11 protein-coding genes and 1 riboswitch are annotated in these 12,697 nt (G+C 63.5%); of the genes, 2 read left to right on the plus strand and 9 right to left on the minus strand.

The window, feature by feature from the left end:
- Positions 1–3: 3 nt before the first annotated feature.
- Complete coding sequence (locus HW090_RS16620) at positions 4–1,071, minus strand: putative urea ABC transporter substrate-binding protein (protein ID WP_179114572.1); 1,068 nt, start codon at positions 1,069–1,071, stop codon at positions 4–6.
- A 58-nt stretch (positions 1,072–1,129) separates the two neighbouring features.
- Positions 1,130–1,232: riboswitch (guanidine-I (ykkC/yxkD leader) on the minus strand.
- 180 nt (positions 1,233–1,412) lie between these two features.
- Positions 1,413–1,706, minus strand: coding sequence for a hypothetical protein (locus HW090_RS16625; protein WP_179114573.1), 294 nt, complete (start codon positions 1,704–1,706; stop codon positions 1,413–1,415).
- A 129-nt stretch (positions 1,707–1,835) separates the two neighbouring features.
- On the opposite strand from HW090_RS16625, the gene HW090_RS16630 reads away from it, so the two are divergent.
- On the plus strand, positions 1,836–2,780 hold the full coding sequence (locus HW090_RS16630; protein WP_179114574.1) for an SdiA-regulated domain-containing protein: 945 nt from the start codon (positions 1,836–1,838) through the stop codon (positions 2,778–2,780).
- 41 nt (positions 2,781–2,821) lie between these two features.
- Here the strand turns inward: HW090_RS16630 and HW090_RS16635 are convergent, their stop codons facing one another.
- From HW090_RS16635 to HW090_RS16660, 6 genes are all read right to left on the minus strand, one after another.
- Complete coding sequence (locus HW090_RS16635; protein WP_179114575.1) at positions 2,822–3,376, minus strand: DUF4136 domain-containing protein; 555 nt, start codon at positions 3,374–3,376, stop codon at positions 2,822–2,824.
- A gap of 198 nt (positions 3,377–3,574) precedes the next feature.
- Entirely contained in the window at positions 3,575–5,131 is a 1,557-nt protein-coding gene (locus tag HW090_RS16640; protein WP_179114576.1) for a sulfite reductase flavoprotein subunit alpha, read from the minus strand.
- Positions 5,131–5,994, minus strand: coding sequence for a DUF4198 domain-containing protein (locus tag HW090_RS16645; protein ID WP_179114577.1), 864 nt, complete (start codon positions 5,992–5,994; stop codon positions 5,131–5,133). Before HW090_RS16645 ends, HW090_RS16640 begins: the two co-directional genes overlap by 1 nt.
- A 9-nt stretch (positions 5,995–6,003) precedes the next feature.
- The gene (locus HW090_RS16650; protein ID WP_179114578.1) at positions 6,004–6,513 is read right to left on the minus strand and encodes a DUF2271 domain-containing protein; all 510 of its coding nucleotides are present in this window, start codon (positions 6,511–6,513) and stop codon (positions 6,004–6,006) included.
- Positions 6,514–6,522: 9 nt separating this feature from the next.
- On the minus strand, positions 6,523–7,116 hold the full coding sequence (locus HW090_RS16655) for a PepSY-associated TM helix domain-containing protein (RefSeq protein ID WP_179114579.1): 594 nt from the start codon (positions 7,114–7,116) through the stop codon (positions 6,523–6,525).
- Between the two features lie 140 nt (positions 7,117–7,256).
- On the minus strand, positions 7,257–9,485 hold the full coding sequence (locus HW090_RS16660) for a TonB-dependent receptor domain-containing protein (RefSeq protein ID WP_179114580.1): 2,229 nt from the start codon (positions 9,483–9,485) through the stop codon (positions 7,257–7,259).
- Between the two features lie 349 nt (positions 9,486–9,834).
- On the opposite strand from HW090_RS16660, the gene rarD reads away from it, so the two are divergent.
- Positions 9,835–10,734, plus strand: coding sequence for an EamA family transporter RarD (gene rarD / locus HW090_RS16665; RefSeq protein ID WP_179114581.1), 900 nt, complete (start codon positions 9,835–9,837; stop codon positions 10,732–10,734).
- A 37-nt stretch (positions 10,735–10,771) separates the two neighbouring features.
- Here rarD and leuA read toward each other — a convergent pair whose 3' ends face one another.
- Positions 10,772–12,439, minus strand: a complete 1,668-nt coding sequence (leuA, locus tag HW090_RS16670; RefSeq protein ID WP_179114582.1) for a 2-isopropylmalate synthase — start codon at positions 12,437–12,439, stop codon at positions 10,772–10,774.
- Positions 12,440–12,697: the final 258 nt, after the last annotated feature.

The following is a 12,697-nucleotide window of genomic DNA, read 5'->3' on the forward strand; positions in this document are numbered from 1 at the left end:
CCTTCAGAGCGTGCCGTCGGCGGCCTGCTGCATGTAGCTGGGGTCGAAGCGCAGCTTGATGTTGCCGGTATCGCCATGGCTGACGCCGTTGGCGAAGCTCATGCCCACCGCCTCTGCGCTCTGGGCACCGGCGCCGAGCAGGCCGTGCTCGAAGGAGAAGGCGGCGATGCGCGCCATGGTCTGTGGCAGTTGCTCGCCGTTGGCGAAGGCGGCGGCTTCGCTGGCCGAATAGAACATGCGGGTCTTGGCCAGTTGCGCTTCATAGCCGGGCAGGTCGGTGCCGGAGGCCTCGGCCATGTGCGTGCGTGCGGCCTTGCCGCGCTCGGAGTCTTCGCTCATCAGCGCCATGATTTCGTACCAGGCGCCGGTCAATGCCTTGCCGAGGGCCGGGTTGTCTTTCAGCGTGTCGCTGTTGACCACCATCAGGTCGATGATTTCGCCAGGGATCTGGCTGGAGTCGAACACCTTGCTGACGCCGGGTTGCGCTTCGATCTCGGCCAGCAGCGGGTTCCAGGTGGCGGTGGCCTTGACGTCGGCGGTGCCGAACACCGCGACCATGTCGGCATCCGAGGTGTTCACCACCTTCAGGTCGCGTTCGCTCAGGCCGACGCTTTCCAGGCCACGGGCCAGCAGGTAGTGGGAGACCGAGAGTTCGACCAGGTTGACCGGCAGGCCCTTGAGGTCCGCCAGGCGTTTTCCTTCGCCCTTGATGACGATGCCGTCGTTGCCGTTGGAGAAGTCGCCGACGATCAGCGCCGTGCTGTCCACGCCACCGGCTGCCGGGATGGTCAGCGCGTCCATATTGGTCATGGTGCAGCCGTCGAACTGGCCGGCGCTGTACTGGTTGATCGACTCGACGTAGTCGTTGATCTGCACCACCTCGATGTCGATACCGTACTTTTTCGCCCATTTGTCGACGATGCCCTGGGTGGCGCCGTATTCCCAGGGCATCCAGCCGGCATAGATGCTCCAGCAGACACTGAAGCTGTCCTTGGTCTCGGCGTGTGCGGGAATGCTGAGGAGGGCGGTCAGGCCGGCGGCGGCCAGGGTGCTCGACAGGGATTTGCGCATGGGAACCTCCGGGTTCGTAGGAATGCGGGCAGGGAACGGCGCGACCGTGCATGGCGCGTTCTCCCGGGCTTTTGTCCCGCCGTGTAACCCCGAACGAGGTCGCCAACTCTCGGACCAGACGCTCGCCTCACGGGCGGGCCGGAACCCTAGTCAGCCATTGCAAATTGTCGTACCGCACCCTTGTGGGTCTCTGCCTGTGATAGAGCGAATAGCGTGCCAAGTCCCCCGAAGTGGCCTGGAGCCTTGTGAATACGCGGTGTGCGAGGTTTTTCAGGAAGGACCGACAGGGTGATGCGCACCGTTGCGGTGCGCTCGGGCCATTCGGGTGCATCGTGTCGGGCTCAGTGGATCAGCCAGCTCAACAGCCACAGGCCGAGCAGCAGCCAGATCAGGCCGGCGATGAAGGCGCGGCGCATGAAGGCACGGAAGGCGCAGTACAACAGCCACAGGCCCACTGCCAGTGCGACGAGGCTGAGCCAGGAGCGCTCCATGCCCAGCGCTCCGGACAACCCCCCGAGGAACTGATGACCCGCGCCGCTCAGCAGGTCGAAGAGACCTTCCAGCGCCGTGATAAGGGTACGGATGAAGCTTCCCAGTATCTGTCCCAGCCATTCGAAAAAACTTTCCGTTCGCATCGTGGTCTTCCCAAGCCGTTGATTCGCCTGAACCATCCGATGATCTGGGGTGAGGCGAGTTCAATCGTGTAAAGCAATTGCCACGCTGCTGGTGTAGCGTCGGGCTTCATTTCGACGATAGAGATAACGATGATTTCAATTGCCAAGGGGATGCTCGGACGGCTACCCGTGGTACGCCCATGGATGTGGTTATCGGTGGCGGGCCTTGCGGGGCTGATGTATCTGGCGGCGACGTTCCATCTGGATGACCGGCTGCTGTTCTCGCTCAAGACCTACTGGCATGAGCACAGTTGGTCGGAACGCAGTCTGTGGCTGCCCGAATACGAGGTGAAGATCGACGCCGTGCCCGTCGCGTCGGTGCAGGACAACCTCTCCGGCCTGACCTACGATGACAGTGCCGACCACCTCTGGGCGGTGGTCAACAACCCGGAAGAGTTGCTGGCGATCGGCAAGGATGGGCGCTTTATCGCGCGCTATCCGTTGCAGGGCTTCTCCGATGTGGAGGGCGTTACCTACCTGGGCGACGGTCTGCTGGTGGTCGCCGAGGAGCGCCGCCAGTCCCTGGTCATCGTGCCGGTGCCGAAGACGCCAGGGCCGTTGCAGCGCGAGGACTACCAGTCGATCACGCTGGGGCTGCACGCCGAGGAAAACAACGGTTTCGAAGGGTTGGGCTACGACCGCCGGGGCGACCGGCTGTTCGTGGTCAAGGAGCATAGCCCTCGCAAGCTCTATGAAATCCAGGGGCTGCGCCGCACGCTGGCGGGGCATCTGTCGCTGAACATCATCGACCGGGAGAGCTGGATCGCCGACAAGGACATGGCGACCGACCTGGCGTCCGTGCACTTCGATGAACGTACCGGCCACCTGGTACTGCTCAGTGAAGAAGCGAACATGATGCTGGAGCTGGATGCCGAAGGGAAAATGGTCAGCTTCCGTTCGCTCTGGCGTGGCTTCGCCGGCCTCGAGGACAGCGTGCCCCAGGCGGAAGGACTGACCTTCGATGATGATGGCAACCTGTACCTGGTGAGCGAGCCCAATCTGTTCTATGCCTTCGAGCGCAAGCAGGAAGGCTAGAGAAAGCAAGCCACGGGGCCGTGGCTTGCGGTGATGTTGCGTTAACGCATCGGGTACTGCGCCAGCACCCTGGTGACGATCTGGCGAATCCTGCTGGCGCGCTCCGCCGGGCTGAGCTGGCGGTCGCTCAGGGTCTGCTCGGCGCTGCCGCGCCAGACCAGCTTGCCGTCGCGGGCATCGTGCAGGTCGATCTGCAAGGTGGCGACCTGGTATTCGATGATGCGGTTATCGGCATAGATCGACGGGCCCCAGTAGGGGTTCCAGGGACTCCCCCAGTAGCCACCGCCGCCACTGCTGAACTGCTGGGTCCGGTTGTCGACGATCAGCCAGACGCGGACCTGCAGGTCGGCAGCCCCGGATGCCGGGCGCAAGCCATGCTGGTCGAGTTGTTCGCCCACGGCTTCGCGGATGCGCTGCTCGGTCAGGCCGCTCTGGATGCGCGGATCAGTTGGGCGGAACTGCACGGCGGGCTCCATCCAGCTCCAGGTGCGGTAGGCGGAAAAGTCCCGGGTCGGATCGAAGTCACGCTGCACGGTCTGGCTCTGGCACGCGGCGAGCAGCAACAGCGCGGGGATCAGTAGAAGTTGCCGTAGCATGGTCGTTCTCCTGAAAATTCTGACCTTGGCAGTCTACGCCGAAAATGGCTGTGGCCCATCCTGGGCCGTGCATATTTCCTGGGCAACTTCCTTCGCACGTTCATGGGAGACGGTGCTTGTATCTGCAGCCCTCTCCCCAGCCCTCTCCCGCAAGCGGGAGAGGGGGCGAATCCCTGTGCATCTTTCTCGGGCGGCTCTTCAATAGAGGTCGCGCCGATAGCGTCCCTGGTTGTCCAGCTGCTGCAGTTTGGCTTCCCCCAGCACGCCGGCGAGTATCTGCTGAACCTCCCGCCCCATGCCTTCCAGGCTGCCGCACAGGTAGAGGGCGGCGCCCTTGTCGACCCAGCGGCGCAGTTCGTCGGCGTTGTCGCGTAGCACGTGCTGGACATAGCGGCGCTCCGGCTGGTCGCGGGAGAAAGCCAGGTCCAGGCGTTGCAGGTGGCCGTCGCGTAGCCAGTCGCACAGTTCCTGCTGGCAGAGAAAGTCATGGGCACGATTGCGCTCGCCGAACAGCAGCCAGTTGGGCGCGGCGTTCTGGCTGCGCTGGCGCTCGCGCAGGTGAGCTCTCAATCCGGCCAGGCCGCTGCCGTTGCCGATCAGGATCATGGGGGTTGTCGATGCCGGGCCGTGGAAGCCCGGGTTGCTGCGGATGCGCAAATCGATGTCGCCACCGACCGGGGCATGCAGGCAGAGCCAGCCGGAACCCAGGCCGGGGTGACCGTTGCGCCCTTGTACCTGGCGGACCAGCAGTTGCAGATGGCCATCGGCAGGCACCGAGGCGATGGAGTATTCGCGGTGTGGCAGTGGTTCCAGGTGGTCGAACAGTGCCTGCGGCGACAGCCCGCGCAGGCTGTCCATGTCCGTGGGTAAGCGTCGGCGGGCCAGGGCCTGGCCCAGTGTTTCGCCGTTTTTCAGCACGGCCAGGGGATCGTGCTCCAGGCGCTGCAGCAAGGCCTGGACGTCGGCCTCGGCATGGCGTGGCCCGATTTCCGCGATATCGCCCGCCTGCCAGTCGCCATGCTTGGCTTGCAGGGTCAGCAGGTACAGGGGGGCGCCTGCGCTGCCGGGGTTGAGGCAACGGCGTTCGACCAGTGTCCAGGGCTGGTAGTCGGGCGCTTGCCAGTCGCTGAAGTCCTGGCTGCCGCTGAGGTGGCCCAACTGTTGCTGCCAGTGCCTGAGGGTACCGGCATCGCAGCGGTCGGCTTCCAGCCGGTCGAACAGCGGTAGGGCGCCCTGGGCGCGCAACTCGGTGTCGAGGCGGCGGCCAAAGGCGCAGAAGTGTGTGTACTGGTTATCGCCAAGGGCCAGTACGGCGTAGTGCAGGTCGCGTAATGCGTGCTTGCCTGCCTGTAGCTGACGCTCGAAGCGGGCGGCGCTGTCCGGTGCCTCGCCTTCGCCATAGGTGCTGACGATGAACAGCACCTGACGGTAGTCGCGTAGCTGTCGCGGCTCCAGTTGCTCCAGCGACAGTACAGGGCTGTAGACCCCAGCGTCTTGCAGTTGTGCCGCGCTGTTGCGGGCAATCTGCAAGGCCTGGCCACCCTGGCTGGCATAGGCGATCAACAGGTCGCCTCCCGTTGCCGGCACGGGTGGCCGACGATGGCGACGCCAGGTGTCCAGGCACAGGCCAAGATAGGCCAGGACGACCAGGCTGGCCGACATTTCCCGCGCGGGTTGCCAGACGAGCAGCACCACGCCCAGCAGCAGGCAGGCTGCCCAGGGGACGTGGCGTGTCCAGGTACGGCTCGCCGGCATTATTGCGGCAGCACTTCCAGGGTTGCGCTGTAGCTGGCGCGGCGTTCGCTGGCCGGCTTGACCACACCCGCGCTGGTTTTCAGCTCGGCTTCCAGCCAGTACATGCCTGCCGTTGGCCAGGTGATGGCAACCTTGCCCTGGGCGTCGGTCTTCAGGTTGATTTCGCCAAGGTCGTCGCGGTAGCGGTTGCCGCCGGGGATCACGCTGATCTCGACGCCGGCCGCCGGCTTGCCGTCGAGGAGGAAGGCGAACTCGGCGGTTTCACCGGCGAACAGGTCGTTGGGGTGGGTGATCGGTGCCAGTTCCAGGCCCTTGCCGGTGGTCTTGAGGACGGTTTCGGTCGGGTTGCCGGAGGTGACGAAGACTTCCATGCGGGTGTCGCTCTGGCTGACCTTCAGGTCGCTGGCCTTGCTCGGGACTTCCTTGGCAAAGCGCTCGGCACTGCCCATCCAGCGGCGGTGCTCGCCGTTCTCCTTCCAGGAGGCGAACAGACCGCTGTTGGCCACGGCGATCTTGTAGGTGCCTTTCTGCTTCAGTTCCACATCGAAGGTGCTGCGGTAGCGGCCGATACTGCCGTTTTCCGCCTTGGCCGGGCTGCCATCGGGTGCGAACAGTTGCAATTGTGCCGCCGGGCGCGGACGGGCGCCCGGTGCTTGCTGGTCGAGATTGCCAATGCCTTGCAGGCGCAGCGGAAAGTGTTCGAAGTAGAACAGGTCGTTGGACACGGCGGCATCCACGGTGACCCAGGGCGCCTCGCCGGAAAGCACCGTCGCCGACGGCAGCAGCCAGGCGCGGTGGGCCTGGGCGGAGAAGGGCAGGCAGGCGGCCAGGGCCACCGCGGTCCATTTGATGATGGGTTTCATGGGTATTCCTTATGGGGTCAGTTCGAGGGAGAGCGCACCCAGTTCGCTGTTGCCCTGGGCGCCGTGCTGCTGGGGTTGCTCGATGGGCCAGGTGAACGGGATGCGCACCTGTTCGCGGCCGCCGACTTCACGGGCCGCTTCCACCACCAGGTAGTACTCGCCTGCGGGCAGGTCCTTGAGGGGCGCGCGGCTGTCATCGAAGGTCAGGCTGTGGCTACCCACCGGCCGGGTGGCGCCGCTGACGCCATCGACCGGCAGTTCCAGGCTGCGACCGCTGCGTCGCCACCACTGGCGCAGGTCGTTCAGCCATTTCTCGCCTTCCTTGTCCTGCATCTTTACGTCGTACCAGACGGCCAGGTTGGCGCGATGGCTCTGGTCGGCGTTCTGCAGCCAGATGGCGACGTAGGGGCGGTGGTATTCGGCGACTTGCAGGCGCGGTATCTCGACCGTCACCTCCAGGCTGGCGGCCCACAGCGGGGCGCTGAACAGCGCCAATGGCAGCAACAGATGTTTACGCATGGAGTGTCCTCAGTGGATGAATAGCAGGGCCAGCAACAGCGGCAGCACCAGGCCCAGGCCGACCAGAGGCCAGGTGCTCGGGCGTCCGGCGGCATGCCGCTGCAACAGCAGCAGGCCGGTGATGCTGAAGATCACGCAGGCCACGGCGAAGAGGTCGATGAACCAGCTCCAGGCCGTGCCGCTGTGGCGTCCCTTGTGCAGGTCGTTGAAGTAGGCGACCCAGCCACGGTCGGTGGATTCGTATTCCAGCTCGCCGGACTCGAGCGCAAGGCTCAGCCAGGCATCGCCGCCTGGGCGGGAGAGGGCGATATAGAGTTCACCGTCGCTCCACTCGGCTTCGCCGGCAAGGAGTGCAGCGTCGACCTCATCCTCCAGCCAGGTGCGCAGCTCGGTTGGCAGCCCCTGCGTGGGCGGATGCTCCAGCAGTCGGGCCTGCAGGTCGCCCGGCAAGCGGGCTTCATGCTGGCTGATCCTGGGCCGGGACTCGATCTGTGCCGCGTGGTTGAGGGTGATACCGGTGATGGCGAACAGCAGCATGCCGACCAGGCAGAGTGCCGAACTGATCCAGTGCCATTGGCGTAGGGTGCCGAGCCAGAGTCGCATACGAAGCCTTGGCGTATCTTGCGGGAAGCGGGATGTTAATGGGCTGGCAGTGGGGCGGGCGGAAATTTACATGGCCTATACACTTTCGGCTCCAGTGATGGTCCGACTGGCCGGAATCCGGCCAGTCGGACGTTCTTTCATCAGAAGTCGATGGTTGCCGACAGCCAGAGGCGGCGGCCTTCTTCCAGCGTGCCGGACGTGGATTGGGCTGCCTGGATATAGTGCGAAGCCCAGCCGGTGGTGCCGGTGTTGGTGGTGTAGTAGGTGCCTTTGGTGAAGTCCTTGTCGAACATGTTGTAGAGGGTGGCGTTCAGGGTCACGTTGTCGGATGCCTTGAAGGAGCCGCCCAGGTGGAAGACCTCGTAGGCTTTCAGGTCGCCGACCTGATCCTGCACGGCCTTGTTCGCGGCGGAGAGCTGGGCATAGCGATCGGTGAAGCGCGAGCGGTCGCCCCGGTATTCGCCCTTGAACCACAGGGTCAGGCGGTCGGTGGTGTTCCAGCTCAGGCGGGCATGGGCCATGTGCTTGGCCAGGTTGCTCAGCGGCGCGCCCTTGTTGTTGCCACTTTGCTGCTCACTGTCGGTGTAGGTGTAGTTCACGGCCAGGGCCCAGGCCGGTGCGAACGCCCAGTGTCCGGCGACTTCGACGCCCTGTGTCAGCGCCTTGCCGATGTTGGTGCTCTGGGAGAACTCATCTTGGGTGAAGCCTGAACCGTAGCTGACGCAGCCTGGCAGGTTCGGTGATCCGGACGAGAAGCAGTTGGGCAGTGGAGTGCCGCTGTCGATCTTGTCCTTGAACTTGTTGTGGAACAGCGTGGCGTTCGCGTCGAAGCCGGCCAGGTTGTCGTAGTAGACGCCGAACTCGGTGTTGGTGGAGATTTCCGGGTCGAGACCCGGGCTGCCAATGGTGATGGTCGCGCCCTGGGCGGTCACGCCATTGATGCCGTCGTGCAACTGGTTGAGGGTCGGGGTCTTGTAGCCTCGGCTTACGCCGCCCTTGAGGGTCCAGTTGTCCGTGGTGTTCCAGACCAGGTAGGCGCGCGGGCTGACGTGACCCCCGAAGGCTTCGTGGTCTTCGTAGCGTGCGCCCAGGGTCAGGGCGAGGTCGTGGCGCAGGCGCCACTCGTCTTCGGCGAACAGTGCCCAGGAGGTTTGCTGGAATTTTTCGGATGCGATGCCGTCCTCGACTTCTGCGTCCCAGTACTGGCCACCGACAGTGACCGTATGGGCGTCGCCGATGGAGCTGGTCAGTTTGCTATCGAGGATCAGGTCGGTCGATTTCAGCTTGCGGTCGTTGCCGATCACGATCGACGGGAAACCGACGTAGGAGTTGCCGATGGGAATCCCGGGGATGGTGCGGCCCAGGGTTTCCGTGGTGCTGTGGGTCAGGCTGCTGTCGAGGGTGCCGAAGCCCAGGCGGGCGGTGTGGGTCAGTGCGAACTGGTCCCTTTCGAAGCGCAGTTCGTCCTTGTAACCGTTGGCACGGGTCGGCGCGTTGGTGGTGCAACCAGCCGTGGCGCTGCCACCGTTCTTGCCGTCGAGGTTGCCGAGCTGGCAGTCGTCGTTGTCATAGACCTGCCGGCCCCGCTCGAAGTCCAGCGAGAAGTCGTGGTTCTCATGGGGCGTCAGGGTCAGGCGGGCGCCGAGGGTGTTGTTGCGGCCTTCGACGGGGGAGGCGCCGCGCTTGCTCACGGTCGAATCGTCGCTGAAGGCCAGGTCCGACTCGCCACGGTCGTAGAGACTACCGCGCAGCGACAGGCCGAGCAGGCCTTCGATCAGTGGACCGCTGCTGTAGATGCTGGTCTTGCTGGACTCGCCGTAGTCCCGGTTTTCCTGGAAGGTGTGATCGAGGCTGATCGATGTGCCCCATTCCGCGGCCACTTTCTTGGTGATGATGTTCACCACCCCGCCCATGGCGTCGGAGCCATAAAGCGTCGACATTGGCCCGCGAATCACTTCGATGCGTTCGATCGCCGACATGGGCGGCATGAAGCTGGTGGAGGTTTCGTTGAAGCCGTTGGGGGTCACGTTCCCGGCCGCATTCTGCCGGCGGCCATCGATCAGGATCAGTGTGTAGTCGCTGGGCATGCCTCGGATGCTGATGTTCAAGCCGCCGGTCTTGCCGGTCCCCTGCCGGACATCGATGCCTTCCACGTCTTCCAGGGCCTGGGCCAGGTTGCTATAGCGCTTCTGTTGCAGATCTTCCTGGCTGATGACGCTGATGCTGGCGGGCGCTTCGGTGATCTTCTGTTCGAAGCCCGAGGCGCTGACGACGACGTTACCGAGATCCAGTGTATTGGCACTGGCATGCAGGCTGGTCGCCAGGGTGATGGCGGTCGCCAGCAGGGTGCGAGAGGCATGAGGGGACATTGATGAACAGCTCCTTCCGTTAATTTTTGGCGAAAGGACGGTAATCATTATCAAATGCGGTTTGTTCTTTTTGCCGGTTTCAAAATATTTCCTGGCAGGAAAAGTGCTATGAAAGTACCGATCTAGAGGCGTTCATTCAATTTGTTAACTTTGTAAGTGATGATCGCTCGCAAATACGTATGATGGATGCCTGCGTGGGAAATGGCGCGCAAGTGGTCATCGTTCGTATGCGAACATGCTGTGACGGAGGGTGGTATTCGTCTCTGAGGCCGCAATTGAATTCGCCTTTGGGCGCGTTATGGGATATCAACGTGCCCTTCGTGGTGGGATTTCCAGTCAAGGAGTTGTCGTGGCCCGCGGTGTCGTTCTATCGGTTCTGGCGTCATGCCTGTTTGGGGTTCTTTATTACTACTCGACACTGCTGTCGCCCCTGGGCGGCGAGTCGGTATTCGCCTGGCGGATGCTGCTGACATTCCCGTTCGCCACGCTGTTCATCGTCTATTCCGGGGAATGGAAGCTGGTCAGTGGGTTGTTCGCCCGGATACGCGCCCAGCCGGTGTTGCTGCCATTGCTGGTCCTGAGCGCTTTATTGCTGGCGGTGCAATTGTGGTTGTTCATGTGGGCGCCACTGCATGGGCGTGGGCTGCAGGTTTCGCTGGGGTACTTCATGTTGCCGCTGACCATGGTGCTGGCAGGCTTTCTGGTCTATCGCGAGCATTTGTCGCGTTTGCAGAAACTGGCGGTGCTCTGTGCGGTGGTCGGGGTGGGCAACGAACTGTGGCAGGTGGGCAGCTTCGCCTGGGAGTGCCTGGTGGTGGCCCTGGGGTATCCGCTGTATTTCATGCTGCGCAGGCGGCTCGGCACCGATCACCTTGGCGGGTTGTGGTTCGACATGCTGTTGATGTTGCCCGCTGCCATCTACCTGGTGGCCAGTGGCGGCGCTGTCGGGCAACTGTTTAGCGATCATCCGAAGCTGTATGGACTGGTGCCGCTACTCGGTGCCATCAGCGCGCTGGCGTTGATCAGCTATATCCTGGCCAGCCGCATGCTGAGCTTCGGTCTGTTCGGACTGCTCGGGTATGTGGAGCCGGTGCTGTTGGTGATGGTAGCGTTGTTGCTGGGCGAGACCATCGCATCCCATGAGTGGCTGACCTATGTGCCGATCTGGCTGGCCGTGGCGTTGCTGGTCATGGAGGGTGTGCTGCACTTGCGTGCGCGACGGCGGCAGATACGGGTCGAGAGCCCGTAGAAAGAGACGCCCCCTGCCTGGACAGGGGGCGTGGTGGTCAGGCGGCCTGGGCCGACTCGCGCAGGGTGCGGTTGAGCGCACTGAGCAGGGCGCGGAAGCTGGCGGTGGTGATGTTCTCGTCGATGCCGATGCCGTACAGCGAACGCCCGCCTTCCTGGCGAATCTCGATATAGGCCGCGGCCTTGGCATTGCTGCCGGCGCCGATGGCGTGCTCGTGGTAATCCATGATTTCCACCTTGACCGGCAGGGCGGCGACCAGGGCTTCCAGCGGCCCTTTGCCGATGCCGCTCCAGCGCTGGCTTTCACCCTGGCCGGCGATTTCCACGTCGACCGCGCTGGTGCCGTTCTCTTCCTGCAGGCGATGGCTCTTCAGCGCGTAAGGCGCATTGGCTTGCAGGTATTCCTTGTCGAGCAGGGCGTGGATCTGCGCGGCGGTCATTTCCAGGCCGAGGCGATCGGTTTCCTTCTGCACGACCTGGCTGAATTCGATCTGCAGGCGGCGCGGCAGGCTGATGCCGTACTCCTGCTCCAGCAGGAAGGTGATGCCGCCCTTGCCGGACTGGCTGTTGACGCGGATCACCGCCTCGTAGTCGCGGCCGATGTCGGCTGGGTCGATCGGCAGGTAAGGCACTTCCCACAGGGCATCCGCCTTCTGCTGGGAGAAGCCTTTGCGGATGGCGTCCTGGTGCGAGCCGGAGAAGGCGGTGTGTACCAGGTCGCCGACGTAGGGGTGACGCGGGTGCACCGGCAACTGGTTGCACTCCTCGACCACCTTGCGCACGGTGTCGATGTCGGAGAAGTCCAGTTGCGGGTTGACGCCCTGGGTGTAGAGGTTCAGGGCCAGGGTCACCAGGCAGACGTTGCCCGTGCGCTCGCCATTGCCGAACAGGCAACCTTCGACACGGTCGGCACCGGCCATCACCGCCAGCTCCGACGCGGCCACACCGGTGCCTCGGTCGTTGTGGGTGTGCACGCTGATCAGCACGCTGTCGCGCTTGTCGATGTGGCGGCCGAACCACTCGATCTGGTCGGCGTAGTTGTTCGGCGTGGCGCACTCGATGGTGGCCGGCAGGTTGAGGATCAGCTTGCGGGCCTGGGTCGGCTGGAACACGTCGATCACCGCGTTGCACACCTCGACGGCGAAGTCGACTTCAGTGGAACTGAACACCTCCGGCGAGTACTCGAAGCCCCAGCGGGTTTCCGGCGCGGCATCGGCCAGGCGCTTGATGGTCTTGCCGGCGGCCACGGCGATGGCTTTGACGCCGGCCTTGTCCTGGTTGAAGACGATCTTGCGGAAGCTCGGCGCACAGGCGTTGTAGTAGTGGACGATGGCGCTGCGGGCGCCCTTGAGCGACTCGAAGGTGCGTTCGATAAGGTCGTCGCGGGCCTGGGTCAGCACCTGGATGGTCACGTCATCCGGAATATGGCCGCCCTCGATCAGTTCGCGCACGAAGTCGAAATCGGTCTGCGAGGCGGAGGGGAAGCCGACTTCGATTTCCTTCAGGCCGACCTGAACCAGGGTCTTGAAGAAGCGCATCTTCTTCTCGGCGTCCATCGGCTCGATCAGCGACTGGTTGCCGTCGCGCAGGTCGGTGCTGAGCCAGATCGGCGCCTGGTCGATCACCTTGTCCGGCCAGGTGCGGTCAGGGATATGGATCTGGGTGAAGGAGCGGTATTTCTTCGAAGGGTCTTTGAGCATGCTCATCGTCGGTTTCCTGTCGGTCTTGTGCCTATCGGGCAAGGCCGTGATCGAGGGGTGTCAGAGAATTTATGGTCGAAATCTAGTGCCTTGTGCATGCGCATGGCAATAGCTGCTGAAAAATTGGTGTTTTCATCCAATAAATTCCTGGAAGCGCAATTTTTTACTGCGTTGGTGCGAAAAAGGCCGGCTGTTTTGCGTAGTGGCGATCGGTTCCCTCTCCCCCAGCCCCTCTTCCATGAATGGAAGAGGGGCGCATGCGCG

The sequence above is a fragment of the Pseudomonas sp. ABC1 genome (assembly GCF_013395055.1).
GTDB lineage: Bacteria > Pseudomonadota > Gammaproteobacteria > Pseudomonadales > Pseudomonadaceae > Stutzerimonas.